24 protein-coding genes are annotated in these 25,834 nt (G+C 60.4%); 9 read left to right on the forward strand and 15 right to left on the reverse strand.

What is annotated here, in order from left to right; translation table 11 throughout:
* Positions 1-53: 53 nt before the first annotated feature.
* Together ACODRW_RS21195 and pflA are read right to left on the reverse strand one after the other, a co-directional pair.
* Entirely contained in the window at positions 54-1,247 is a 1,194-nt protein-coding gene (locus tag ACODRW_RS21195; RefSeq protein ID WP_043594375.1) for an acetate/propionate family kinase, read from the reverse strand.
* A gap of 92 nt (positions 1,248-1,339) precedes the next feature.
* Complete coding sequence (pflA, locus tag ACODRW_RS21200) at positions 1,340-2,131, reverse strand: pyruvate formate-lyase-activating protein (protein WP_107800139.1); 792 nt, start codon at positions 2,129-2,131, stop codon at positions 1,340-1,342.
* A gap of 450 nt (positions 2,132-2,581) precedes the next feature.
* On the opposite strand from pflA, the gene ACODRW_RS21205 reads away from it, so the two are divergent.
* Positions 2,582-3,715 carry a Vgb family protein gene (locus ACODRW_RS21205; RefSeq protein ID WP_488906636.1) on the forward strand — a complete coding sequence of 378 codons (1,134 nt, stop codon included), beginning with the start codon at positions 2,582-2,584 and terminating at the stop codon, positions 3,713-3,715.
* 141 nt (positions 3,716-3,856) lie between these two features.
* On the opposite strand, the gene ACODRW_RS21210 is transcribed toward ACODRW_RS21205, so the two are convergent.
* Positions 3,857-4,636, reverse strand: a complete 780-nt coding sequence (locus tag ACODRW_RS21210; RefSeq protein WP_235087920.1) for a FadR/GntR family transcriptional regulator — start codon at positions 4,634-4,636, stop codon at positions 3,857-3,859.
* 176 nt (positions 4,637-4,812) lie between these two features.
* Here ACODRW_RS21210 and lhpI point away from each other — a divergent pair, with 176 nt between their 5' ends.
* The 3 genes from lhpI (at position 4,813) to ACODRW_RS21225 (ending at position 8,156) form a co-directional block, all read left to right on the forward strand.
* A complete protein-coding gene (gene lhpI, locus ACODRW_RS21215) occupies positions 4,813-5,724 on the forward strand; it encodes a bifunctional Delta(1)-pyrroline-2-carboxylate/Delta(1)-piperideine-2-carboxylate reductase (RefSeq protein WP_488878056.1) in 912 nt (303 codons plus the stop codon).
* Between the two features lie 189 nt (positions 5,725-5,913).
* Positions 5,914-6,930: a proline racemase family protein gene (locus ACODRW_RS21220; protein ID WP_488906637.1), complete on the forward strand. Its 1,017-nt coding sequence runs from the start codon at positions 5,914-5,916 to the stop codon at positions 6,928-6,930.
* An 80-nt stretch (positions 6,931-7,010) separates the two neighbouring features.
* The gene (locus ACODRW_RS21225) at positions 7,011-8,156 is read left to right on the forward strand and encodes a branched-chain amino acid ABC transporter substrate-binding protein (protein ID WP_488906638.1); all 1,146 of its coding nucleotides are present in this window, start codon (positions 7,011-7,013) and stop codon (positions 8,154-8,156) included.
* A 296-nt stretch (positions 8,157-8,452) separates the two neighbouring features.
* Here ACODRW_RS21225 and ACODRW_RS21230 read toward each other — a convergent pair whose 3' ends face one another.
* Positions 8,453-9,127, reverse strand: coding sequence for a M24 family metallopeptidase (locus ACODRW_RS21230; RefSeq protein ID WP_227107776.1), 675 nt, complete (start codon positions 9,125-9,127; stop codon positions 8,453-8,455).
* 558 nt (positions 9,128-9,685) lie between these two features.
* On the opposite strand from ACODRW_RS21230, the gene ACODRW_RS21235 reads away from it, so the two are divergent.
* Entirely contained in the window at positions 9,686-10,126 is a 441-nt protein-coding gene (locus ACODRW_RS21235) for a hypothetical protein (protein ID WP_107800132.1), read from the forward strand.
* A gap of 231 nt (positions 10,127-10,357) precedes the next feature.
* Here the strand turns inward: ACODRW_RS21235 and ACODRW_RS21240 are convergent, their stop codons facing one another.
* Entirely contained in the window at positions 10,358-12,136 is a 1,779-nt protein-coding gene (locus tag ACODRW_RS21240) for an AIPR family protein (RefSeq protein ID WP_488906639.1), read from the reverse strand.
* A 344-nt stretch (positions 12,137-12,480) separates the two neighbouring features.
* Positions 12,481-12,639 carry a VOC family protein gene (locus ACODRW_RS21245; RefSeq protein ID WP_488906640.1) on the reverse strand — a complete coding sequence of 53 codons (159 nt, stop codon included), beginning with the start codon at positions 12,637-12,639 and terminating at the stop codon, positions 12,481-12,483.
* A 202-nt stretch (positions 12,640-12,841) separates the two neighbouring features.
* On the opposite strand from ACODRW_RS21245, the gene ACODRW_RS21250 reads away from it, so the two are divergent.
* The gene (locus tag ACODRW_RS21250) at positions 12,842-12,970 is read left to right on the forward strand and encodes a hypothetical protein (RefSeq protein WP_488906641.1); all 129 of its coding nucleotides are present in this window, start codon (positions 12,842-12,844) and stop codon (positions 12,968-12,970) included.
* A gap of 176 nt (positions 12,971-13,146) precedes the next feature.
* Here the strand turns inward: ACODRW_RS21250 and ACODRW_RS21255 are convergent, their stop codons facing one another.
* The 5 genes from ACODRW_RS21255 to ACODRW_RS21275 form a co-directional block, all read right to left on the reverse strand.
* Positions 13,147-13,800 carry a hypothetical protein gene (locus tag ACODRW_RS21255; protein ID WP_488906642.1) on the reverse strand — a complete coding sequence of 218 codons (654 nt, stop codon included), beginning with the start codon at positions 13,798-13,800 and terminating at the stop codon, positions 13,147-13,149.
* Between the two features lie 406 nt (positions 13,801-14,206).
* Positions 14,207-14,683 carry a VOC family protein gene (locus ACODRW_RS21260; protein ID WP_488906643.1) on the reverse strand — a complete coding sequence of 159 codons (477 nt, stop codon included), beginning with the start codon at positions 14,681-14,683 and terminating at the stop codon, positions 14,207-14,209.
* A gap of 200 nt (positions 14,684-14,883) precedes the next feature.
* Positions 14,884-17,142: a formate C-acetyltransferase gene (pflB, locus tag ACODRW_RS21265; RefSeq protein ID WP_107800127.1), complete on the reverse strand. Its 2,259-nt coding sequence runs from the start codon at positions 17,140-17,142 to the stop codon at positions 14,884-14,886.
* A 227-nt stretch (positions 17,143-17,369) separates the two neighbouring features.
* On the reverse strand, positions 17,370-18,197 hold the full coding sequence (locus ACODRW_RS21270; RefSeq protein ID WP_158274312.1) for a formate/nitrite transporter family protein: 828 nt from the start codon (positions 18,195-18,197) through the stop codon (positions 17,370-17,372).
* 5 nt (positions 18,198-18,202) lie between these two features.
* Positions 18,203-18,415, reverse strand: a complete 213-nt coding sequence (locus ACODRW_RS21275) for a hypothetical protein (RefSeq protein WP_107800125.1) — start codon at positions 18,413-18,415, stop codon at positions 18,203-18,205.
* A gap of 829 nt (positions 18,416-19,244) precedes the next feature.
* Between ACODRW_RS21275 and ACODRW_RS21280 the strand changes: the two genes are divergently transcribed.
* From ACODRW_RS21280 to ACODRW_RS21290, 3 genes are all read left to right on the forward strand, one after another.
* Positions 19,245-19,763 carry a hypothetical protein gene (locus ACODRW_RS21280; RefSeq protein WP_488906644.1) on the forward strand — a complete coding sequence of 173 codons (519 nt, stop codon included), beginning with the start codon at positions 19,245-19,247 and terminating at the stop codon, positions 19,761-19,763.
* A gap of 202 nt (positions 19,764-19,965) precedes the next feature.
* Complete coding sequence (locus ACODRW_RS21285) at positions 19,966-21,255, forward strand: HAAAP family serine/threonine permease (RefSeq protein WP_107801908.1); 1,290 nt, start codon at positions 19,966-19,968, stop codon at positions 21,253-21,255.
* Between the two features lie 86 nt (positions 21,256-21,341).
* Positions 21,342-22,742 carry an L-serine ammonia-lyase gene (locus ACODRW_RS21290; RefSeq protein WP_107800124.1) on the forward strand — a complete coding sequence of 467 codons (1,401 nt, stop codon included), beginning with the start codon at positions 21,342-21,344 and terminating at the stop codon, positions 22,740-22,742.
* Between the two features lie 67 nt (positions 22,743-22,809).
* Here the strand turns inward: ACODRW_RS21290 and ACODRW_RS21295 are convergent, their stop codons facing one another.
* The 4 genes from ACODRW_RS21295 to ACODRW_RS21310 are packed head-to-tail and all read right to left on the reverse strand — an operon-like array spanning position 22,810 to position 25,457.
* Positions 22,810-23,610 (reverse strand): anti-sigma factor family protein, encoded by an 801-nt coding sequence (locus ACODRW_RS21295; protein ID WP_227107760.1) that lies wholly within the window; start codon positions 23,608-23,610, stop codon positions 22,810-22,812.
* Positions 23,610-24,128 carry an RNA polymerase sigma factor gene (locus tag ACODRW_RS21300; protein ID WP_488906645.1) on the reverse strand — a complete coding sequence of 173 codons (519 nt, stop codon included), beginning with the start codon at positions 24,126-24,128 and terminating at the stop codon, positions 23,610-23,612. The genes ACODRW_RS21295 and ACODRW_RS21300 overlap by 1 nt, the downstream gene beginning before the upstream one ends.
* Positions 24,125-25,111 carry a YncE family protein gene (locus ACODRW_RS21305; protein ID WP_107800121.1) on the reverse strand — a complete coding sequence of 329 codons (987 nt, stop codon included), beginning with the start codon at positions 25,109-25,111 and terminating at the stop codon, positions 24,125-24,127. The genes ACODRW_RS21300 and ACODRW_RS21305 overlap by 4 nt, the downstream gene beginning before the upstream one ends.
* Positions 25,098-25,457 carry a COG4315 family predicted lipoprotein gene (locus ACODRW_RS21310; RefSeq protein ID WP_166453132.1) on the reverse strand — a complete coding sequence of 120 codons (360 nt, stop codon included), beginning with the start codon at positions 25,455-25,457 and terminating at the stop codon, positions 25,098-25,100. Before ACODRW_RS21310 ends, ACODRW_RS21305 begins: the two co-directional genes overlap by 14 nt.
* Between the last annotated feature and the right edge of the window lie 377 nt (positions 25,458-25,834).

Here is a 25,834-nt window from a genome sequence, read left to right on the forward strand (position 1 = left end):
CCGACGGAGCGCCGGCCGCGCGATACGGACGCGGCTTGCGCCGCGAAGTCCTATCAGATACCGGCCAGGTCGGCGGTATCCTTGGCGATCATCCACTCTTCATTGGTGGCCATCACCAGCGCGGTGGTGCTGCCCGGCTGACTGATCACGCCGGTGTTGCCGCGCACGGCGCGCTCGTTGGCGGCCGCGTCCACGGCGAAGCCCAGCACCTTCATGTGGTTCAGGGTCTTCTCGCGCAGCAGGCTGGAGTTCTCGCCGATGCCGCCGGTGAACACCAGCGCGTCGATGCGGTCCAGCGAGGTGGCCAGGCCGCCCAGCAGGCGGGCCAGACGGTGGGCGAACATGTCCAGCGCCAGTTGCGCGTCCACATTGCCTTCCGCCGCCGCTTCTTCCAGAGCGCGACAGTCGCTGGACACGCCGGAAATGCCCAGCAGGCCGCTCTGCTTGTTCAGCAGATTGTCGATGCCGTCCAGATCCAGGCCTTCCTTGCGGGCGATGAAAGTCACCGCGGCCGGGTCGATATCGCCGGAACGGGTGCCCATGATCAGGCCTTCCAGCGGGGTCATGCCCATGGTGGTGTCCATGCACTTGCCGTTCTTCACTGCGGAAGCGGACGCGCCGTTGCCCAGGTGGGCGATCAGGATGCCGTGATTAGCCGGGTCCAGCTTCAGCTCGGCCACGGTTTCGCCGGCGATGAAGCGGTGGCTGGTGCCGTGCATGCCGTAGCGGCGCACGCCGTATTCTTTGTAGAAGCGCTGCGGCACGGCGTACATATAGGCCGGCTTGGGCATGGTCTGATGGAAGGCGGTGTCGAACACCACCACCTGCGGCAGCTTGGGGAAGGCTTTCTGCGCGGCGCGGATGCCCACCAAGTGGCCCGGGTTGTGCAGCGGCGCCAGCGCGCAGCATTCTTCGATGCCGGCCAGCACTTCGTCGGTGATCAGCGCGGACGCCTGGAAGCGCTCGCCGCCGTGAACGATGCGGTGGCCGATGGCGACCACGCTGTCCAGCCACTCATGCTCGCCCATGAAACGGGTCAGCGCTTCCATCGCCTCGGCGTGGCTGCCGCCGTTCAGCGACTCCGTCTTCTTGCCTTCCGCGGTTTTGAAAATGATGCGCGAATCCGCCAGGCCCAGGCACTCGGCCAGACCGGACAGCAGCGGCTCGCTGGAGCCCTTGGGCAGCAGCGCGAATTTCAGCGAGGAACTGCCGCAGTTGATCACCAGAATTTCAGAAGATGTCGTCATAATATATCAGCGATTCATGATAGATAATTCGATAAACAAGCAGCGCCGCTCCGGGCGACGCTGCCAGCCAAAAACCACCGGCCGGAAGGCGTTCAAGTCACCTTCAAGCCTTTACAGGAAAACAACTCGCGGGCACGTTTGACTTGCTCCGGCGTGGGAATCGGCGTATCCGCCAACTGGTATTCCATGCCCAGCTTCTGCCACTTGTCCATGCCCAACTGATGGAAGGGCAACACCTCCACCCGCTCCACCACACTGCCCAGGCCGGCGACGAAATCCGCCAGCCTGCTGATGTCCTCGTCGCCGTCGGTCAAACCCGGCACCAGCACGTAACGCACCCACATCTTCTTGCCCAGGCGTTGCAGCCGGCGGGCAAAGTCCAGCGTCGGCTGCAAGGGCTGGCCGGTCAGCGCGTGATAGCGCTCCGGGTCCGAATGCTTGATGTCCAGCATCACCAGGTCCACCGCGTCGAACCACTCGTCGCTCACCCGCTCGTGCAAAAAGCCCTGGGTATCCAGCGCCGTGTGCAGGCCGAAGCGGCGCTTGGCCTCGCGGAACAGCGCGCCCACGAAACCGTCCTGCATCAGCGGCTCGCCGCCGGACACCGTCACGCCGCCGGCGAACTTCAAAAAGCGCGCGTACGGCTCCAGCTCCGCCATCGCCTGCTCCACCGTGGCCTGGCGGCCGTTGTGCAGCTTCCAGGTATCCGGGTTATGGCAGTATAGGCAGCGGAACTGGCAGCCCGAGGTGAAGAAGACAAAGCGCATGCCAGGCCCATCCACCCCGGCCCCGCTCTCCGTGGAGTGCAGGTAACCCACCACGGATTCGGGAGACATGGCGTGTTCTTGCGGGACCGTGTCCACGGCGGTTTGGGTATCTGGCATGCGTTTGTGCTCCTATGGCCGACAGAGGCCGGCCCTTAACAGGCCGCCTTTTAAAGCATAGTGCGCGGTTCCGAACGGGGGCGAGCCCAAAACGCCAGAGCCGAACACAAATGTTATTTTACGAACACATTTTATATTCTAAAACGAAAATATGTGTTTGATACAGGTCAAAAGCGTACATTGTGATGTGCGCACGCCACATCGCCCCACACACCCCACCCGGCAAACCCTTGATTTACGTGGAGTTCTAGTTAAAACAGTCGTTAGTTTTACCTTGCACTGCAATATTTCCGCTCGTTCACGAACATCGTCATCACACGCCGGGGTCATAAACCCGGCCCCGCAAGCGCCGGACCGCGGCTGAGCTGGATCAAGGCAAGCCCCGTTTTTGCAAACGTCATGGCCGCCGCCTATTATGCCAAAGGGATTTCAAACCTTCGGTAAACCGCCATGAACGCACTGCGCCTCGCCCTCAAAAGCGTGATCGAATATCCGCTGCCCGCCTCCAGCCAAACCCATGAAGTGGCCGCCATCGGGGCGGACCTGCTGCTGATCTCCCAGCAACCGTCCGGCGCCCTGGTCAAAATGCGCGTGGACCCGCACAGCGGCCAGCCGCGCGCCGCCGTGTCCCACGTCATCGACAATCCGTTTTCCGGCCTGCACGGGCTGACCGTTTCCAAAACCCACCCCGGCTGCCTGTGGGTGACGCTGCAATTCCAGTCCGAGCTGCTGCTGATAGACCCGATAGCGTCTGACCTCACCACGCCGCCAAAAATCCTCAAGCGGGTGCCGCTGCCGCCGCCGGCGCGCGGCCCGCACGTGGTGGCGGAAGACGGCGACATCCTGTGGACCTCCTGCAAGGACAGCCATCACATCGTGCGCATCAACAGCCTCATGCCCGCGGACGCCACCCTCTATCCCTGCCCGCCGCGGCCCATCTTCGTCCAGCTCCACCCGGACAGCGGCGACGTGTACGCCACGCTGGACCAATCCAGCCAGCTCTACCGCATCCCGGCCAACGGCGACGCGCCGGCCGCCATAGAAATCCCCGCCGAACACGGCAACACCCCGGTGGGCATGGTGCCGGGGCCGGACGGCAATCTGTGGTTCGCGCTGCTGGGCAACGCCTCCGGCGGCAACGGCGGCTTCGGCCGCGTGCTGGCCGGCGGCGACATCGACTGGTTCCAGCTCACCACCGCCCCGGCCACCGGCGCCGGCTTCATCCATCTGGGCTTTCCGCCCGCCGCCGGCCCGGAGCCGCGGCTGTATCTGCTGGCCTCGTCCATGGCCAGCGCCAACGCCCTCAACGGCGTGGTGCAAGTGAAGATGAGCGCGGACTACAGCCGCGTGGAAGCGCAACAAACCATCGCCTTCCCCTCGCAGCACAGCATGAGCCACCGCGTGCTCAGCACAGTGCACGGGCTCTACGCCACCGAACTGGGCGCCTGCTGCCTGGCGCATCTGCGGCCGGCGGAGAATCGTTACGGCGAAGGCGTCAATGAAATGGCCGACCCCTATTCGCTGTGGGGCTGCGGCATACCGGAGGGAGAAGTGCGTTATCCGGGAGCGCACCGGGAGGAATAGCGCCTGGCCATGCCCGGTCTGGCAAGGCCTTGACGGCAGGATACGAATGAACGGCTCCGGCCCCGCAGGCGCGCCCGTCACTGGACAGGGCTGCTTGCGGGGCCGGAGCCGTTCGGCCATGCGGATCCATGCGCTGGCGGCTTAGCCGGAGATATCCCGCCTTACCCGTCGCAAATGCTGCTCAACGTAAAAGGCCGCGGCATCCTCATCGCCGATGATGATGGATTCGTAAATCAGCTGATGTTCCGCAACGTACAAGCCAATACGCTCCTCGTCATAGATGCCATCATCGCGCAAGCGCTGCCAGAGAGGCTGCGCCATGGCTTTAGCCACCTCATCCGCGATGCGCACCATCAGCGCATCGCCTGTCATCACCGCCAGTTGCCGGTGGAACAAGCGGTCGCTTTCGCTCCAGAGCACTTGCTGCGCCGGAATGTCTATGTTTTTGACCCCCTTCATTTGCGCCAGGTAATACTCCGCCCTTTCATCGCGCTGGCCTTTTCTGGCCGCCATGCGGGCAATGGCCGGCTCTAGTATCAGCCTAACTTCCAGCGTCGATATCGGACTGTCGTCCGCCTGCCCGCGCTCGTTTGCGGGCACGGCTTGCCGCAGCCGTTGCAAGGCATCCTGGCAGACATAGGTGCCCGATCCGCGGCGCGTCATCACCAGTTGCTGATTCTGCAAAGCGCCAATGGCCTCCCGTACGGCAGGCCGGCTCACGCGGTAGCGGGCGGCGAGCTCTCTTTCCGAGGGCAGCCGCGATTCAGGAGGAAACTCCCCTCCAACAATGCCGTTGCGGATCTGTTCAGCAAGCTGCTCATAGATGGGAAGCGGCTGAAAGTGGCTCTGTTCCAGAGTACTGGCATCCATTCTGGTTACCCCAAAACCAATTTGTTGTGAATTGGTGACAATTACGACCATGCCCCCGCCGCCGCAGCAGAAGCCCTTGTGACGCCGCCTCTAAATTGGTAATTTACAAAACAAGTTAACGATATAACAAGGTAATTTTAAGACCAGTTTTATGGATTCCGGCAAAACCCCCAAGGGTAAACCGCGGATTTGGTCTGAATTTTGCCACTTATCGATGAGGGAGCACCATGTCCATCCCCGTACTGCCCGCCTCCGCAACCAAGAGCTTGTTGCCGATTGCCGATCTTTGTCAGGCCCTGTCCCTTGCCGCCGCCGAATACACGGCAGGGCGGATCGTCAGCCCGGAGCGGCAGGTGCTGCCCTTGCGGGGCGACGCCGTGCTGCTGTCCATGCCGGCCAGCGCCAGCGATATCGGCATTCACAAACTGGTCAACGTGTGCCCGGACAACCTCAAGCAGGGCCTCCCCACCATCCATGGCATCGTCAGCGTGTACGACGCCCTCACCGGCCAGCCGCTGCTGATTCTTGACGGCCCCACGGTGACCGCCCAGCGCACCGCCGCCATTTCCATGTTGGCGATCAACAGCCTGTACGCCGGCAGGCCGGCCGCCATCGCGCTGATTGGCACCGGCAAGCAGGCCTCCGGCCATCTGGAAGCCATTGCCGCCCTGTTCCCGGACATCCGCGTGGATGTGCATGGCCGGGAAATGGCGGACAGCGCCGAGTTCTGCCGCCGGCACGCCCCCCTTCCCTTAGCGCTACGGCCATGCCGCGGCCGCGTAGCGGACGATGTCGGCGTGGTGATCACACTGACCACCAGCAAAGCGCCGATCTACCACGAGGACGCCCGCAGCAACCGGCTATTGGTGGGAGTGGGAGCGTTTCGTCCGGATATGGCCGAAATCGGGCCGGCCGCCATCGCCGGCAGCCAGCTGTTCTCTGACGACCCTGTCGGAGCGCGGCATGAAGCCGGAGACCTGATCCAGGCGGGCGTGGACTGGGACGCCGTGCGGCCCTTGGCTGAGGCGATAGCAGGACGCTACGACGCCAAGCGCCCGCGGCTGTTCAAGAGCGTGGGCACCGCGGCCTGGGATTTGGCGGCGGCGCGCTGCGCGCTGGCGCATTGGAAGGCCGGTTAGCCGGGCGGCAACGTCCAGTTAGCCAAGAGCCGCTAACAAAACCGCGCAGCGTACCTGAGCCAAGGCGCGCCGACGCAGGCAGTACAAGCCGTACGACAAGGAGGCGCAACGCTGGATCAGGGGTTTTGTTAGCGGGTCTAAACGAACGGTGCGCCAACGCACCCGACGATAACTAGGAGGAGTGAACACATGAATCCATTGCCTGCGGATTTTGTCATCGAGACCGTGGAAATGCACACCGGCGGCGAGCCGGTGCGCATCGTGCTCAACCTTGGCGACAGGATTCAAGGAGCGGACATCCTGGCCAAACGCCGTTTCATGAGCGAGCGCCTGGACCCCGTGCGCCGCCTGCTCATGCATGAACCACGCGGCCATTACGATATGTATGGCGCGGTGCTGGTGCAGCCCTCCATGCCAAACGCGGACCTCGCCGTGCTGTTCACCCACAACGAAGGCTATAGCACCATGTGCGGGCATGCCGTGATCGCCCTGGCCCGCTTTGCGGTGGATAGCGGCAAAGTGCCCGCCGTGGCGCCGCTGACGCGGGTGGGCATCGAATGCCCATGCGGCCTTGTGGAAGCCTTGGTGGAAATCCAGAACGGCAAGGCCGGCGCCGTGCAATTCGAGAGCGTGCCCGCCTTCGCCTTTGCCCTGGACCTGCCCGTCACCGTGCCGGGCGTTGGCGAAGTGGTCGTCGATATCGGCTACGGCGGCGCCTTCTACGCGGTCGTCGCCGCTGAAAAACTGGGCGTGTCGCTGGATGGCCGCCTGCGCGAGCTGGTGGACGCCGCCTCCGCCCTCACCCAGGCGGTGCGCGACGCCATCGCGGTGCGCCACCCCATTGCCGACGACCTGAGCTTCTTGTACGGCAGCATCCTCACCGATGGCCGCGACCGGGCCGCCGATGGCGGCAGCCGCAATGTCTGCGTTTTTGCCGACGCCGAAGTCGACCGCAGCCCCACCGGCTCCGGCGTCACCGCGCGCATGGCCATCCGACACGCCAAGGGGCTGGTCGCGCCTGGGGAAACCTGCGAATTCCAAAGCCTGACCGGAGCGCTGTTCAGCGGCACAGTGACCCGCCAAGCCCAACTGCCGGGCCATGACGCGGTGACGGTACGCGTGGCCGGGCGCGCCCACTACAGCGGCAAAGCCAGTTGGTCATTGGAGCCTGACGATTTGATTGGCCGGGGCTTTCTACTGCATTGAACGCTTGCGTGGCGGCCCCCGGCCGCGCAAGGCGATGGCGCGGCCAGCCATCAAAACAGAGCAGCGCAAAGGAGACACGCATGAAACAGCAGCATCCTCGCAGCCTGACCGCCCTATTGGCTCTTGGCGGCACGATGACCCTCTTCGCCCTCAGCCCCTCCCATGCCGACACCGTGGTGAAAATAGGTTTCTCCTCGCCCTTGTCCGGCCCGCAATCCCACTACGGCAAGGACAATGAGAACGGAGCCAGGCTGGCGATCAACGAGCTGAACGCCAAGCCCATCACCCTCGGCGGCCAAAAAGTGAAGTTCGAACTGCGGTCCGAAGACGACCAGGCGGACCCGCGGGCCGGCACGCAAGCCGCTCAACGCCTGATGGATGCCGGCGTCAAAGCGGTGATCGGCCACTTCAACTCCGGCGTGACCATTCCCGCCTCGCGCATCTACGCCAAGGCCGGCGTCCCGCAGCTGTCGGTCTCCACCAACCCCGCCTACACCGCCGCCGGCTACAAAACCGCCTTCCGTCTGGTGGGCAGCGACAGCCAGGTGGGCGGCGCGCTGGGACGCTATGCGGTACAGCAGCTCAAGGCGCAGCGCATCGCGGTCATCGACGATCGCACCGCTTACGGCCAGGGCATTGCCGACGAATTCATCAAATCCATCACCCGCCTGGGCAAGCCGCCGATCAAGCGTGAATACACCCATGACAAGGCCACCGATTTCAGCGCCATCCTGACCGCGCTGAAGGCGCAGAAACCGGACATCGTGTTCTACGGCGGCGCGGACGCCCAAGCCGCGCCGATGGCGCGCCAGATGAAGCGCCTGGGCATGAGCGCCACCTTGATGGGCGGCGACATGCTGAGCACCGAGACCTTTATCAAACTGGCCGGCGCCAATGCGCTTGGCCACATCTCCGCCGTACCCGGCGGGCCGCTTGAAGCGCGGCCGGCAGGCAAGGCATTTCAAGCGCGCTACCAGGCCAGTTACCAGCAAAACGTCGTCCTGTTCGCCCCGCACTTCTACGACGCGGTCATGATGGTGGCCGACGCCATGAAGCGCGCCAACTCGCCGGAACCGGCCAAATACCTGCCGCTGCTGGCCCAAACCCGCTATCAGGGCGTCAGCGCCGACTTCAGCTTCGACACAAACGGCAATCTGAAGCAAGCGCCGGTGACGATCTCCGCGGTGGAAGGCAATGCCTGGAAGGTGCAGTCGGTGGTGCAGTAAGAACCGGTTTACGATCTGCTTCGCGTCGGCGATACGGCGTTGAAAACCGCTTCGAAATGCTCATGTACCACGCGTACATTCCGCTTTCTCAGCCGCAACGCCTTGTCTCGCCTTAGCTCGCGAGAGCGTAAACACGTTCTAAGAACCAGTTCATAATCTGCTGCGCGTCAGCGATACCGCCTTGCCTCAGGTGCTCTGCGGGGTTTTGCCAGCCTTTCTCAATTCGCCCGCGTCGCGGACGCAAACCCCGGCCAAGCGCCAAAGCTGGCGGGCGGCTCGCCGCCGCCCTCCATGGATCAGCCCTCGATCACCAACAGGTCTTCATAGAAAGCGCCGAATTCACCAGATGGATCGGCAATCTGGATTTCCAGAATCCACAAACCGGTGTCCGGGCATTGGGCGAAATCGCCCAGGCTGCCGGCCTTGTAAATGGCGTGCGGAAAGTCCGATACCCGGTGGCCCTTGATGTCCAGATTCAGCCGCCAGCCCATTGCCTCGGCGCGCTCCGCCGCGTACTGATACAAAGCCGGGCCGGCCAGCCGCTCGCGCCGCCATTTGTCCGCCACCTCCTGCCACAGCTGGCGCGCCGCCTCCGCACAGGCCTGCTTGCGCGCGTTGTCGCCGACCACGAAGGTATCGCCGGCGTCGCCCTCGTGGCCGTCCCAGACAATGCCCAGATCAATGAAAAAGATATCGTCGTCCAGCAGCACATTGTCCGGGTCGATCTGCTGCTTGAAGATTTTCAGCGTGCTGCGGCCAAAGCGGATGATGATGCCGTGCCAGATGCGGTCCATGCCCATGCTTTCCAGCTCCGCCTTGGCCAAATCCTTGGCCTGCTGTTCGGTCATGCCGGGGCGGATCTGCGCGGCGATGCGCCGTACCGCCGCCATGGTTTTGTCGCGGGCGACGATCATTTTGTCCAGGGAGAAAGCGCTGCCCACCGCTTCCGGTGGGAGAGAGACTGTGGTCATAAGAAATGCCCTGTCTTAAGAACCTGTTTGCGTTCTGTGCGCTTCATGAGAAGTGACATGGTGAGAACCGCTTTGGAATGCTCATATACCACGAGTACATTCCGCTTCCTCAGCCGGTTTCGCCTTATCTCGCTCTTGCTCGTGAGAACGTAAACAGGTTCAAAAAATAAAGTGATGAAATGGGCAGTGAAGTATACCGCAACGCAGCAGAATCATGACATTCAAATCACGGACAAATCCTCCTGCCAGCCCCTGCTCTCGCGTCCCCGCTGGCTTGACCCTGCCGGCCCACTCGGTAACAATCGCCGGGTGCTGTTATTCACGGCACCGGGATTGGCGTCCCGTTCGAAACAGGGGGATGAAGGCGCGTCTGCGCCTTCATCCGTACCCGCTCTACGTCTGTACTTCATGCATGGCTGGCGGGTGCGTGGTGGGAGAGCGCCTAGCGCTCACCGATTCCTTGTTTCTCGGTACGCCAATCCTGTCTCGCGCTTGCCTATACCTACCCAACGACTCACAGGCAGGTGGTTTATCTTGTGTCAGCGCAGGAGAAACACCATGTCGAAAACCTTTCCCACTCGCCGCCGCTATCGCCAAGCCTCGCTGGAAGCGCGCGAAACCCTGCTCCCCTTCGTGTCCCGACGCCCAGGACGGCCGCAAGCCGATTACTGGCAGATGCCGGCCGCCCACCCGGACTACGCCGCCGACTGCGCCTATGGCCGCGAATGCGGCGCTCACTTCGTCCAATGGCTGAAGGACAACCCCGGCTATTGCGGCCAAAGCCTGCTGGCGCGCATCACCCGCGACATCGACTTCCGCAAACCGGAGCAGCGCGGCTACCGAGTGGGCTTCTTCAACTATCTGGAAGCCATGCTCACGCTGGCCGCGCGCAAGGTGGACGTGTTCGAGCACGTTGACGAGCTGCACCGCCAGCAACAGGCGCAGATCAAACGCAAGAATATGGAAAACCGTGCAGTGCGGAAGATAGAGAAGAAGTAAGGAAGAACGAACCCCGGCTTTGGCCGGGGTTTGGTTTGGATGTGGGCTTGTTGGGGTAATGGGTGGTTAGCTTATGATAATTTACGACCCAAAACAGTCTAAGCCTTCATGGAAAAGCTGACACTAACACCTTGGTTAACCGGCGCGGAGCACGAAGTGCGGAGGGTACCGACATAGGTCATGAAAGTGCCGAAGTCATAGCCTGTAGTGGCATCCGCGTTAAGTGCCCAGTTAGGCTTTTTGGGAATTTGGAAATGTGCCAAGCAGGAAATCAGTGAAATCTGTAGATCTCATAGGTGGGTTTCTGGGGGTGAAGCCGTTTTCCTTCGTGAAATCGCTGTGCCTTGCCTTTATAAAGGTTGCAATATTTTTCACATTTTCTGAGAATAGATTCGTGTTCATGATTTTTGAAATAATTTCGTCCGCAAGTTTTGTTGCAGCTTTTGAGTTTGGCGGAGGCAAACTTTGAAAGTTTGCGTTGTCGTAGCAGAACAACATTGCTATATGATACCTATGCTTATAGGTAAAACTATCTTTGGGGATACTGCCAAGATGCTCACCGATCTTATACAGCAGCAGTGCAGACGCAAAATATAGGCCGTGAGTGTGATCTGCCCCAAATAATTGCCCGGCACGTGATCGAAGTATTTCGTTTGGGTTGTTCGCTATAACTGAGTGTGGCTTTTGCAGAACCGTCGAGGTGTAAGATCTAATCAAGCTGTGCAGGCCGATGATCCTCTTTTTTTCCGGGGCCTGCTCAAGGAGGGTAAATTCTTTTGATCTTCGTTCGTAAAACAAAATCTCTCCGATTCGACGCGACTCTACGGATATATACTCTTGTAGTCGCTTATGCCACTCCTGCAGTGCAAAGAAAGCCTCGTTTGGGATGGGCGTCTGCCGATTATTGGCTTTAATGATCGCTCCCACAACTTCGGATTCGTTGGTGTGAACTATCTTTATAGGGATGGAAATAGAGTCAATGTGCTCGGCTTTTCTATTGATGTAAAGTACATTGCTCGTTTGGCATCCATTTACTATTTGGTAGTTCCTTAGCAAAAATCTGTTTGCACCTAGATTTTTTACCAGACCAGCAACTGCTGTTATTCCATTGTTAAATAGAATAAATTTATCAACCTGATCTGCCGATGATATTGTTTCATTTATTTCATTGTTGACAGAATTCTCTATACCTTGAAAGTCTCGAACATTGTCATAGAAAACGTTTCTTCTAATTTGATCCTTTGGATCTGTAATTAACTTCAAAAATTCGCTGGCATTTATATAGCCAATATACGCTTGCTCCACGCCGGCAATAGTGTCTAGCGGCAGGTTATTTTTAAATCTAATCTCCACTTCAAATTGATTCTCTACTTGTTTGTAAGTATCAATTAGCCGCTCCGCATTGTAGAACTCCAAATAAAACTCTTTGAAATCAGGTATGGAATTCTTTAATTCTTGGCAACGACCTTTCGCAAGGCTCTCGATAAAACCATCTGTCTGGTGACTACCAGTGCACGAAAACGCCATATGACACTTGGGCGAATATTTTGAATGTAACTTTGCAATCTTTGGCTCGAATATATATTGAAGCAATTCTCTTGGACGCTCAAGGGACTCTTGGTCATCACCCCCTGCCAAGTTGGAGAGAAAGGTCTTTACTGCCTCCATGAACTTCAATACGTCGCCGGATTCAATTGATTTTGATGTCTTTGATTGAATGAATTGAACTGTAATGTCTATGTGATTGCTTTTTGCTAGAATATCAATGTCATCTGTGCATTGAACGATATTGTTGTTTACTATGATCGCAATCGCATCTATTCCAAATGTGCCCGACTCATCCACATCGACTGCCGCCAAGTCTCCAATTTCTGTAAACGCTTCTGGATGGATATTTGAGATGATTGAATAGTTTGTGAAATATTCGAACTTCTTGAAGTCTGGTAGGTTATTTATTTGTGCAGATGAAGAGAAATCTGTGACGTAAGATTGAAGTATTCTGTGTTCCATGATTTTCTTTTGGCTGGTTGATGTTGAGGCAATATTTGACGGGCACGAGAAGCCTAACTTCATTTTAGTGAGACAGTACTACCGCGTAACATTGAACTTACTGCATAGCTATCGTCACCGTGGCAAGGATGAGACCCCTTTGGCTGCAGGCAACCATACATGCTGAATGCGTTTGCAGCATTACCGCGCATGAAAGCCTGCACCAAATCTCTGCCACCGTTACGCTCAGTCAAGGTATTAGACCAATTGTGTGAGCGCCTCCGGTATCAGTAGTACAGCTTACAGACTGAGCAACAATATGCCCATTGCATTATTATCTTTACAAGTACCCGCGGATGGCGCAGTTATGGTCGTGCTTTTGGGTGCTCCTCCTTGCCGGCCGGGTAATCGCCGGGCGCGCGCAGCACCGCGCCGACGCGGCTGTCCGGAAAGGTGGCGGCATAGAAGCGCGCGGCGTCTTCGGCGTCGCCGTCGTACCACAGGCAGATGGTGTTTTTGTGCATGGCCCCTCCTCTGGTCCGCTGATCTGTCGCTGGCGGCCAGGAAAAATGACGTATAAATTAAACCATTTTATAGCACAAAGGCATTTTCCGCGGCATTGATCCAAAACAGCCGCGCATAAAAAGCCTACTCAGCCGCGACATCGACTTCCGCAAGCCGGAACAACGCGGCTTCCGGGTGGGCTTCTTCAACACTCTGGAAGCCATGCTCACGCAGGCCGCGCGCAAGGTGGACGTGTTTGAGGACGTTGACGAATGGCATCGCCAGCAGCGGGCGCTGCTCAAACGCAAAACCCTGGAAAGCCGCGCGGCGCGGCGGATAGAGAAGAAGTAAGGAAGAACGAACCCCGGCTTTGGCCGGGGCTTGGTTTGGGGCGTGACGCTTTCTGAAATAATAATTGCCTAGCTTACGGCCTCTTACGCCCCTTAGCTGTCCCTCGTGGAGGGCCGCAAGCGGCCAGTCTGTCCATCAAATGGAACTGTCCCCAACCGTTCACTGGGAAGTTCGTTTCAGTGGTTCAACTTGAACATATTGACGTGAACGCAGGAGGGGACGGCATAGTAAGTCATCAGGTGGTTCTCCAGCTCCGTCGCTGCCGTGGCGAGGTTCGTCAATGTGTGAACGCCAGAATTGGGATCGAAGAAATAGAGATCGCTACCGTCATAGGCAAGCGCCACAGAGTGGGGCGTAGAGCTTTGCATGGCGACCAGGGCCGCGCCGCGCCTGCTGCTCACCAACAGTTCGATGGTGTGCGTCAGCAACTGGACGAAGCCTCCTTCGAAGAAGGAAGACAAGGTTCCAATCGACTTGCAGCCCAGGGTCTGCGCCTCCTGTGAGTACAGGTTATGAAACGCCTGGATGGCCTTGCCCTGGTTGCGAATACCGGGAAGGTTGCCCCCTCTGGGGTCGCTGATCGGTTGGTCGTCAATGTCGGTTTCATAGGCGCCGGATGTCATGAGGCCATCACAGATCTGGTCCTGCAAAGCCATGATGCGCTCAACCTTCCGACTGATATTCCGCTGTTCCAACATGTCGGCAAGTCCCGGCACCGGACCCAAGTCGAGCGCGCGCATGCAGAAATAAAAGGAAATGCCTTCGCAGGAGCCACTATGCCGTGCGTTGAAGTCACTTTGTTTGCAAGCCAAAACGAGGGTGATAGCCACAACATGCTCCTTGCTTATTCTCGGTTTTCATAACCAGCTTCGACTGACCAAGCCGGATATTCGAAGTGAGTCCTGCTCGAAGAACGATCGGCGAAAGGCATGCAACTGCAATCTGGCCCCTTTAAATTTCCTGTAGCAGGCGCCTGACGTTTCTAAGAACCTGTTTACGATCTGCTGCGCTGCGTGGAGCGTTACACGATGAGTACGCCTTCGAAATGCTCATGTACCACTTATACATTCCGCTTTCTCAGCCGTTTTCGCCTTGTCTCGCTCTTGCTCGCAAGATCGTAAACACGTTCTACGCAATTGAAACAAGAAAAGCATTGGGCTCAGGAGTAAGCCAATGGCGTGTTGCTGCCCGACATCAGCCACTTTTGGCCGTCAACAGCCACCTGAACAATAACAACTATCCCCTCCTCGCCTTCTCAATCCCGGCAATATCAATCTTCACCATCCCCATCATCGCGTCGAACACCCGCTTGGCGGCGGCGCGGTCGGGATCGGCCAGCGCCTCGGTCAACACACGCGGGGTGATTTGCCAGCTCAGGCCCCATTTATCCTTGCACCAGCCGCAGGCGCTGGCCTGGCCGCCGTTGCCGACGATGGCTTGCCACAGGCGGTCGGTTTCGGCCTGGTCTTCGGTGGCCACTTGAAAGGAGAAGGCTTCGCTGTGTTTGAAAGCTGGGCCGCCGTTGATACCCAGACAGGGAATGCCCAGCACGGTGAACTCCACAGTGAGCGCATCGCCTTCTTTGCCGGCCGGGTAGTCGCCGGGCGCGCGCAGCACCGCGCCGACGCGGCTGTCCGGGAAGGTGGCGGCGTAGAAGCGCGCGGCGTCTTCGGCGTCGCCGTCGTACCACAGGCAGATGGTGTTTTTGCCCATTCCCCATCCCTTTGCTGGCTCATATCGCTCAAAGACAAGCCATTGCCATGTACAAGAACGAGCAATGGCCGCATGCCCGAAACATACATTTGTCATGGTAGACAATTTTGGCGATCTCGCCGCACGCATAAAAAAAGCCTCCCCTAAGGGAGGCTTGGCGCTGTGCCGGCTGGCCGTCGCGGTGGCCAGCGGCGTTGGACTTACATGCTGCCGTGGAAGGTGCGGTTGATCACGTCCAGCTGTTGCTCGCGCGTCAGCTTGACGAAGTTCACCGCATAGCCGGACACGCGGATGGTCAGTTGCGGGTACAGCTCCGGGTGTTCCATCGCGTCCATCAGGGTTTCGCGCTTGAACACGTTGACGTTGACGTGGAAACCGCCGGCGTCGGAGAAGCCGTCCAGGCAGTTGGCCAGGTTGGCTACGCGTTCTTCTTCGCTATGGCCCAATGCGTCCGGGGTGGCGGAGGCGGTCCAGCTGATGCCGTCCAGCGCGGCTTCATACGGCAGCTTGGCTACCGATGCGCCCGCGGCGACAAAGCCTTTCACGTCGCGGCCGTTCATCGGGTTGGCGCCCGGGGCGAACGGTTCGCCGGCGCGGCGTCCGCACGGGGTGTTGCCGGTTTTCTTGCCGTACACCACGTTGGAGGTGATGGTGAGCACGGACTGAGTCGGCATCGCGTTGCGGTAGAAGTGCGGCTGGGCCTTGATCTTGTCCATGAAGGTTTCGGTCAGCCATACCGCGATGCTGTCGGCGCGGTCGTCGTTGTTGCCGTAAGCCGGGTAGTCGCCTTCGATCTTGTAGTCCACCGCCAGGCCCGCTTCATTGCGGATGATGTGCACTTTGGCGTGCTTGATGGCGGACAGGGAGTCGGCGGCCACGGACAGGCCGGCGATGCCGCAAGCCATGGTGCGCAGGATGTCGCGGTCGTGCAGCGCCATTTCGATGCGTTCGTAGGCGTACTTGTCGTGCATGTAGTGGATGCAGTTCAGCGCCTTGACGTAAGTGGCGGCCAGCCAGTCCATCAGCAGGTCGAACTTGGGCATCAGTTCGTCGTAGGTCAGCACGTCGCTCTTGATCGGCTCGAAGCCCTTGGCCACTTGCACGCCGGATTTTTCATCCACGCCGCCGTTGATGGCGTAGAGCATGGCTTTGGCCAGGTTGGCGCGGGCGCCGAAGAACTGCATTTGCTTGCCGATGCGCATCGCGGACACGCAGCAGGCGATGCCGTAGTCGTCGCCCCAGTGCGGACGCATCAGGTCGTCGTTTTCGTACTGGATGGAGCTGGTGTCGATGGACACTTTGGCGCAGAAGTCTTTGAAGCCGCGCGGCAGCTGGGTGGACCACAACACGGTCAGGTTGGGTTCCGGCGCCGGGCCCAGGTTGTACAGGGTGTTGAGGAAGCGGAAGCTGCTCTTGCTCACCAGGGTGCGGCCATCTTCGCCCATGCCGCCGATGGATTCGGTCACCCAGGTCGGGTCGCCGGAGAACAGTTGATCGTATTCCGGGGTGCGCAGGAAGCGCACGATGCGCAGCTTGATCACCAGGTCGTCGATCATTTCCTGGGCTTGTTCTTCAGTCAGCGCGCCGGAGGCCAGATCGCGCTCGATGTAGACGTCCAGGAAGGTGGCGACGCGGCCGAAGGACATGGCGGCGCCGTTTTGTTCTTTCACGGCGGCCAGGTAGGCGAAGTAGGTCCACTGCACCGCTTCGCGGGCGTTGACGGCCGGGCGGCTGATGTCGAAGCCGTATTTGGCGGCCATCTGCTTCAGTTCGTCCAGCGCGCGGAATTGTTCGGACAGTTCTTCGCGCAGACGCAGCACGTCTTCGTTGAAAACGGCGTCGTCCAGCTCATGGAATACTTTTTGGCGTTCGGCGCGCAGGAAGTCGGTGCCGTACAGGGCCACGCGGCGGTAGTCGCCGATGATGCGGCCGCGGCCGTAGGCGTCCGGCAGGCCGGTGATCACGCCGGATTTACGCGCGGCCATGATGTCCGGGGTGTAGGTGTCGAACACGCCCTGGTTGTGGCTCTTGCGATAGTGGGTCCACACGTCCTTGATGACCGGGTCCAGCTTGAAGCCGAAGGCTTCCAGGCCGTTCTCAACCATGCGCAGGCCGCCGTTGGGCATGATGGCGCGCTTGAGCGGCGCATCGGTTTGCAGGCCGACGATGACTTCGCTGGCTTGGTCGATGTAGCCGGCGTCATGCGCGGTGATGGAGCTGCCGCGGTCAGCGGCTACATCCAGCACGCCACGGGCGCGTTCTTCTTTCAGCAACTCGCTCAGGGTGTCCCACAGCTTTTGGGTGCGCGCGGTAGCGGGCGCCAGGAAGCTGGCGTCGCCTTCAAACGGCTTGTAGTTCAGCTGGATGAAGTTGCGGACATCCACCTTGCTTTGCCATTCACCGCCGGTGAAATCGCGCCAGGGGTTGGCTTGAGTCGCGTCACGATTCAGAGCATCCATGTGTGCCTCCTAGTAACTATCAGTAAATGTTGAGTACTGAACATATTGTACATTCGGTTTCGAAAAAAATCGTTTGATAAAGATCAACTGCCGCAGACTAAAACGCGCGTGCGGCCCCGCCCAGGACGGCGGCAAAATCCCTCAAAAAACTCTTTATTTTCAATATCCTGAAAAACCACATCAACACGACGTCATTGTAGCCGGCGCATTACATTCGAAAACGAACATCAAACACTCGTTCCAAGCGCCGCCGCGGCCGGTTTTGCGGCTTCGCGCCGCGCCGGCAGGGTGTGGCGCTCCAGCAGATAAACCACCAGGCCCACGCCCAGCGCTCCGCCGGCGATATTGCCCAGGGTGGCCGGAATCATATTGTGCAGGATGGCGGCGGCGTCCAGGCCTTGCATGCCGTGCAGCAGGGCCAGCGAGAAGAAGGCCATATTGGCGATGCTGTGCTCAAAGCCGGAGAAGAAGAACACGAAGACCAGCAGCAGGATCATCAGCATCTTGGCGGCGTCGCCGGCCATGCGCAGCGGCACCCATACCGCCAGACAGATCACCCAGTTGCACAGCGCACCCTTCCAGAAGATTTCCCAGCCGCCGGCGTGCACTTTGTGCGCGGCCACATTGAACAGCAGGTGGTCGGCCGGCAGGCTGCCCATGCCGCCGGCGCCGGCGAACACGGCGGTAAACAGCAACACGCCCAGCAGATTGCCCAGGTAGACCATGGTCCAGCTGCGCAGCAGGTTGCAGACGCGGCAGTCGCCGCTGAGCACGCCCACGCTGAAGTACATCACATTGCTGGTGAACAGCTCCAGCTTGCAGACGATGATGCTGACCAGGGCCACGCCGAAGAAGCCGGCCACGGCGATGTAGTAGCCGGGGGAGCCGACGGCGAAGAAGACCTGGCCCAGCTTGAGGCTGACGCTGAGCACCACGGCGATCAGCGCGCCGGCCATGCCGGCGCTCAATAGATAGCGGCCGGGGTGCTGACGCAGCACGGTCTGTTTGGCGGCGGCTTCTGCCGCGACGTAGGCGAGTGTGGAGGCGTGATTCATGTTTTTCATTTCGCGAGCTTGGGCAACGCCGCCAGCCGCGGGTCCATCTTGATGCAATGCCTATCAACTGCTGATGCCGTTTTCAGGTTTTGCCGGATTTTGCCCGGCCCGGCCTGCTTCCGGCATTGGCTTGGTTGGCTGTCATCCTTGATTGGTTCCCGCGTCTGCGCTTGCCCTGATTGTTGATTCACGAAAATTTTATGTTCGTATTGCATCATTGTTGTTTGATAACTATCAAACGCAAGCCTTTCCTTGGCCCGCTTTCGCTCAAGCCTTTCTTTTTACAACATACCCGGCAATGGATTTGCCGTCCCCGCCGCGGCTCAGCCGCCGGCTCTCCTTAGATCCGGTTCAAAGCCTGCCGCGCTTTACAAGACACGGCGCGGCGAGCGCCGCTTCGAAATGCTGACGCACCGCGCGCGCATCCCGCTTTCTCAGCGGTTTCCGCCCTGACTCGCTCCGGCTCGCGAGACGTTGATACAGCCTCTTGCCTAGCCATTCAAGAGCCGCTGCGCCTGGCGGGACGCGGCGCAGCAATCGCGGCTTGAGGATGCGCATGCGTCCCTGGCGCATTCCGCCCTTGAGACCGCCGCGCCTGGCCCTGCCCCTAATCGAGCGGTCTTGAACCGCTAGCGCGGCCAAGCAACCCTGATGCCGCGTGCGCCGACTTGAGCGATTCCCGTAGCGCCGGCGTTGGCGCGCCTTGCCTCAGCCGTAAAACTTGAGCGTGTTTGCCGCTCTTAAGAGGCGGTTCACCGCCTGCCGCGCGTCAGCGGGATGGTCAGAGCGAGGCCTTGAAACCGGCTTCAGAGCGCCCATGCGCCCCTTGCGTATTCCGCTTCTTCGGCGGCAAGGCCTTGCCTGGTGCTTGCTCGAGAGACTTTGAGCAGGCACTTAGGCGGATGGCAAGCGCGATAATAAACAAGAAAAAACACCATATAAATCATATGGATAATAGAAAAACGATCGTTTGAACGCTAGCGGCATGTTGGAAACCAACCAAATAATGTTCGTTTTGAAATATTTTTGTTCGTTTTCGAAAACCATTTGGCTGCTCAGATTTCATATTATGATACTCCACCGCCCGCTCTCGGCTCTGCTGATATAGCACATGTCTTGACGCAAGCGGCGGCGCCCAGCGCCTCTCCCCCATCCCCGCCCCCAGACGTCAAAACAGAATTAATTCATTTTATTCATCAAGTTACCCAGCAAAAACCGGATGGGCAAACCACTCGCCGCAGCCAAGCACCCGTGCCGCCGCGCCAGCGGCAAGCATGCCATTGGCGTGTTCCTTCCCGCTACAACTGCCTCGAACTATTGCGCAAAGTCGATGCGCTTTTTCAAGCAAGCGCTCGATTTCACTCAGCAACAATCAGCAAAGCAACAAGAAAACAAAGCAATCCGAAAATTGGAAGATTCTCAAAAAATGCGCGCTTTCTAGCCATTTTTTCAATAAACATAGATATTTTGTGGCTTTTTAAACCAAAACAAATCAATCGTCATGATATTGATAAGACATCTACAGCAAATAGCAATTGTTCGGATGTTCGTTTTGCTTCAAAATAAAGTTGATTAGAATCAACTGATGTTCTGAAAGGTGTAACCCTCGCAGTACAACTGCCTATACCATGCACATCAATGAAGCCGTGAATCACTAATCAGCGGTTCCAGCTACTGACCAAAAGTCTAGCAAGAGATGAAAACGGCGCGCCGCCGGGCGGCACGCCAGAACGATTACCCCATTTTGTCTTTAATGAAGGCCAATATCATGTCTCAAGCCGTTTCCACCCCCCTGCCCAAATCAGGCGCTTCGTCCTCCTGGACCAAGCAAGATACCGTCTGGATGTTGGGTCTGTACGGCACCGCCATTGGCGCCGGCACCTTGTTCCTGCCCATCAACGCAGGCATTGGCGGTCTGTGGCCGCTGATCGTCATGGCGCTGCTGGCCCTGCCGCTGACTTTCTTCGCTCACCGCGGCCTCACCCGTTTCGTACTGTCCAGCTCCAAGCCGGGCGCCGACATCACCGAGGTGGTGGAAGAGCACTTTGGCGTGGGCGCGGGCAAGCTGATCACCCTGCTCTACTTCTTCGCCATCTACCCCATTCTGTTGGTGTATAGCGTGGCCATCACCAACACCGTGCAATCCTTCATGGTCAACCAGCTGGGCGTGTCCGCTCCGCCGCGCGCCATTCTGTCGCTGATCCTGATCCTGGGTCTGATGGCCATCGTGCGCCTGGGCGAGAAGATGATCGTCAAGGCCATGAGCGTGCTGGTTTACCCCTTTGTCGCCTGCCTGATGCTGCTGGCGCTGTACCTGGTTCCGGAATGGAACAGCTCGGCCATCCAGCAAGCCGGCAGCCTGGGCGACGCCCTGTCCCACGGCGCGTTCTACAAAACGCTGTGGCTGGCCATCCCGGTCATGGTGTTCTCCTTCAACCACTCGCCCATCATTTCGTCCTTCTCGGTTGACCAGCAGAAGCTGCATGGCGACGCCGCTGAACCGGCCGCCGGCCGCGTGCTGATCCGCGCTCACATCATGATGGTGCTGTCGGTGATGTTCTTCGTGTTCAGCTGCGTGTTCAGCCTGTCCCCGGCCGACCTGGCCGCCGCCAAGGCGCAGAACATTTCCATCCTGTCCTACCTCGCCAACCACTTCCGCAACCCGGTGATTGAATGGGTGGCTCCGCTGATCGCCATCGTCGCCATCAGCAAATCCTTCCTGGGTCACTACCTGGGCGCCAAAGAAGGCTTCAACGGCCTGATCATCAAGCAACTGCGCCAGAGCGGCAAATCCATCGAGACCGCCAAACTGGACCGCTTCACCGCCGTGTTCATGATCATCACCACCTGGGCCGTGGCCACCTTCAACCCCAGCATCCTGGGCATGATCGAAACCCTGGGCGGCCCGGTGATCGCGATGCTGCTGTTCCTGATGCCGATGTACGCCATCGCCAAAGTACCGGCCATGAAGAAATACTCCGGCGCCGCCAGCAACATCTTCGTGGTTCTGATCGGCCTGATCGCCATCTCCGCCATCTTCTACGATCTGTTCGCCTGATCGCCCTTCTCTGACAGCCCGGCCGGTCACGGCCGGCCGGGCTCCTCAGCATCAAGCCAAAGTATCAAGCCAAGAGGTAAGCAATCATGTTCAGCATGACTGATATCTACAAAATCGGCGTCGGCCCCTCCAGTTCCCACACCGTCGGTCCGATGAAGGCCGGCCACCAGTTCCTGGGCTCGCTCAAGGAAACCGGCCGTTTCAACCAAGTCACCCATGTTCACGTCGACTGCTACGGCTCGCTGGCCCTGACCGGCAAGGGGCATTGCACCGACCACGCCATCATCCTGGGCCTGGCCGGCAATCTGCCGGACACCGTGGACCCGGAACAGACGCCGGCCCTGATCGCCGATGTGGAAAAAACCCGCCAGCTAACGCTGGGCCGCACGCATCAGCGCGTGGGCTTTGACATGGATTTCCACACCGCCAACCTGCCGATGCACGAAAACGGCATGCAGATCCACGCCTTTGTCGGCGACGAGTGCGTGCTGACCAAGACGTATTATTCGATCGGCGGCGGCTTCATCGTGGACGAGGAGCATTTCAATCAAAGCTCCTGCAGCGACACCCCGGTGCCTTATCACTTCCTCAGCGCGCAGCAGATGATGGATATGTGCGAGGAAACCGGCCTGTCCATTTCCGCGCTGGTGATGGAAAACGAAAAAGCCTTCCATGAGGTCAAGGACGTTCAGCAGCATTTCGCCAAAGTGTGGGATGTGATGAAGACCAGCATTGACCGCGGCATGCGCACCGAGGGCAATCTGCCCGGCCCGATGCGGATTCCGCGCCGCGCGCCGGCCCTGCACCGGATGCTGACCAGCTCCTTGCAAGTGGCCAAGGACCCGATGAGCGTGATGGATTGGGTCAATATGTACGCGATGGCGATGTCGGAAGAAAACGCGGCCGGCGGCCGCGTGGTCACCGCGCCCACCAACGGCGCCTGCGGCATCGTGCCGGCGGTGCTGGCCTACTACAACCACTTCATCCAGCCGCTGGACGAGGACAGCTGCCTGCGCTTCTTCCTGTCTTCCGGCGCCATTGGTTGCCTGTTCAAGCTGAACGCGTCGATCTCCGGCGCCGAGGTGGGCTGTCAGGGCGAGGTGGGCGTGGCTTGTTCCATGGCCGCGGCCGGCCTGACCGAGTTGATGGGCGGCAGCCCGTCCCAGGTGTGCATGGCGGCGGAAATCGCCATGGAGCACAACCTGGGCCTGACTTGCGACCCGGTGGGCGGCCAGGTGCAGATTCCCTGCATCGAGCGCAACGCCATCGCCGCGGTCAAGGCCATCAACGCCGCGCGCATGGCCATGCACCGCGTCAGCAGCCCCAAGGTGTCGCTGGACAAGGTGATCGCCGCCATGTACGAAACCGGCAAGGACATGGACGCCAAGTACCGTGAAACCTCCTGCGGCGGCCTGGCCCTGCAGATCGTGACCGAGAGCAAGGTGGCGCCGACCCAGGCCATCCGCTGGGTGAACGACGCGGCCTGAAACTGAGGCCAGCCGTCAAAAGACAACGCCGCCGGGGCCAACCGGCGGCGTTTTTTTTGCCCGCGGCTCAGGAGGTCCGCAACTGGCCGTGCGCCGCCTCCGCCAACCGCCCCAGCTCATCCCGCGACAGGCCGGCCGACAAGGCGTAGGCGAAGCGGCCGTCCCACCAATAAAACACGTTCACCGGCCCCTGGCTGGCGAAGCGGAAGCCGGCGTCCCGCCGAGGCGCGGCGGTGGTGGCCACGTACAAGGTCATGCGCTGACCAGCGGCGTTGTGGTACATGAATTGGGCCACCGGCCCTTGTTCGCCCGGCAACAGCCGGCCGCCGATCAACTCATAGCCTTGCGCGCTCAACAGCGGCGGCTTGACCCGGCTTTGCAGCCGTTTGGACAGCCAGGCCACCAACTGGTCCTGATGCTCGGCGTCGATTTCCACCGGCCGCTTCACGTCCGGGCTGTACACCACATGCGCCATCGCCGCCAAGCGCGGCAAAGGCTCCTGGCCGTCCGCCGCCGCCACCCACTGCGCAGCCGGCGCTTGCAGCTGACCGCGCAGCAACCAGCCGCCGCCGCCGCCCAGGGCCAACATCAGCACGGACGCAGCCGCGCCCTGCCACCACGGCACCCGCCACCCTCGCCGCAACGGCGCCGGCGGCGGCAGCGCGGCGGCCAGCAGGCGCGGCGGGACGGGCTCTCGCAAGGCCGGCTCGAACAAGGCGCCGATATCCTCCTGCAAGCGGCGGTAAGCCCGCAGCCGTTCCCGCGCCTCCGGGTGGTTGTCCAGATAGGCTTCCACCGCCGCGCGCCGCTCCAGCGGCAAGGCGTCGTCCAGATAAGCCTGCAATTCCTGTTCCGTGACCGTTTCCATCAAACTCCTCCTCCGGCGGCCGGCGCGGCGCCCGCCTCCATCAAACCGCGCAAGCGTTCGCGCCCCCGGCTCAGCCGCGACATCACCGTGCCCAGCGGAATATCCAAGGTCGCCGCAATCTGCTGATAGCTCATGCCCTCCAGCGCCAGCAGCAGCAACACGGCGCGCTGCTCCTCCGGCAGCCGGGCCAGATTGGCCGCCAGTTCGCGCAGCGCCAGGCCGCGCTCCTGCGGCGCGTCCACCGTCAGCTCGGCCATATCCTCCGACAGCGGCTGCCGCCTGGCGCCGTAACGGCGAAAGTCATCGATATGCTGCCGGTGCATGATGCCGAACAGCCAGGGGCGCAAGTCGCGGTCTTCCCGCCATTGCCGCCACTTGCGCCAGGCTTGCTCCAGCGTGTCCTGCACCAGATCGTCCGCCGCGCCCTGATCGAACACCAGGGCGCGGGCATAACGCCTCAGGCGCGGAATGCAATCCACCAGCAGACGGTGGAAGCGCTGTTGGGCGGCCTCGCTCATCCAGCGGCGGGGGCCAGCACCCGGACAATGGCCTTACGCGTCAAATCCACCTCCGCAATGCCCAGATCTTCGTTCAACACCCAGGCCTTGCCGCTGTCCCGGCTGAAGCTGATGGCCTGACGCGGCCCGCTGAAGCCGGTGATTTCCCCCACCGCTTCGAACGCCGGCAAGGACACCACGGTCAGCGAGTGGCTCTTGAGGTTGCCGGAATACAGGAAGCGCCCGTCCGGCCGCAAGGCCGCGCCGTAAGGCTCCTGCCCCACTTTCACCGTCTTGATCACGGTCCGGCTGGGCACATCCACCCATGACAGCGTATCCGCGCCGCTATTGGCGGCGAACACGCTGCGGCCGTCGCCGCTGACGGAGATGGCGCGCAGCTTGTCGAAACCGCCCACCTCGGCGCGGGTCTCCAGCTTGGCCGCGTCCACCAGGGTGATCTTGTCGCCCAGGAAGTTCGTGACGAACACGGTGCCGCCGTCCGGCGATACCTTGATGCCCTGGCGCGGCTGGGCGAAACCGGTCAGCACTTTTTCCACCTTCCATTGCGGCAGGTTCACCACGGTCAGGCTGCCGGCGGCCTGATTATTGACGTATAGCCGGCTGCCGTCCCGGTTCAGCGCGGTGCCGAACGCCCCCGGCCCTATCGCCAGGCTGGCTTCCCGCGTCCAGCTGCCCGCGTGCCAGCGCTCCACCACGCCCTTGCTGCTGTCGGAGACGTAGAAGCGTTCCCCGTCCGGGGAAAACACGATATTGCGCGGCGTGACAAAGCCCGGCAGTTCGCGCAGCAGCTTGCCGGCGCGCAAGTCATAGGCCAGCAGCGTGCCGCGGGAACTGTTGCCGGCCAGGGCCAGCGTTTCCGCCGGATTGACCGCCAGGGTGTTGTTGCGGATCTGCGGATCGAAAGCCGCCGGCTCCTGCGCCCAGGCCAAGGGTGTCGACAACGCCGCCAACAGCAGCGCCGCCCTCGCTTTAACGCGCCACATGCCATACCTCCTTGAAGCCGTCGCCGGCGCGCTCGCCCGGCTTGCCGTCTTTGGCGAAACGGTACAAGGGCTTGCCTTGATACGCCCACTGCGTCTGGCCGTCGTCGCGGCGGATTCGGCTGAAACCCTCCGGCGCGCTGTCCTCGGCCGCCGCCAGCAAGGGCGGCCACAGCGCAGCGCAAGCCTGATTGCACGCGCTGCGGCCGCTGCCGGCCGCATCCTTGTCGAAGACGTACAGCGTCATGCCTTGCGCGTCCACCAACGCGCCGTCGCGCCGCGACGCCGCCTCCCCGGCCAACGCGCCCATGCTCAGCGCCGTCAGCGCCACCGCCATCCATGCTTTCATCGCAGACTCCTCCCGTTGTAGAACACGCGGCCACTGCCGGCCCTCATCTCAAGGCCTGCGCGCCGCGGCGCTCCATCTTGACGAAACCGCCGACCATTCGGCGTTCAGTACGGGGTATACGGACGGACGGCGCGCTTTATTCCCGCCGCGACGCGTTTTTTTTTCAGTTCCTGCCGCCAAAGCATGAAAAAACCGCCGGTTTCCCGGCGGTTTTGTGCGAATGGCCGTCAGCGCTTAGGCCGGCGCCATGCCCACCCAGCCCTGCGGGATGGACTCCAACAGCTTGCGGGTATAGCTTTGCCGCGGCTCGCGGTAGATCTGATCCGCGTCCGCCTGCTCCACCACCTCGCCCTTGTTCATCACCATCACCTGGTCGG

It is taken from the genome of Chromobacterium sp. FG89, assembly GCF_057808735.1.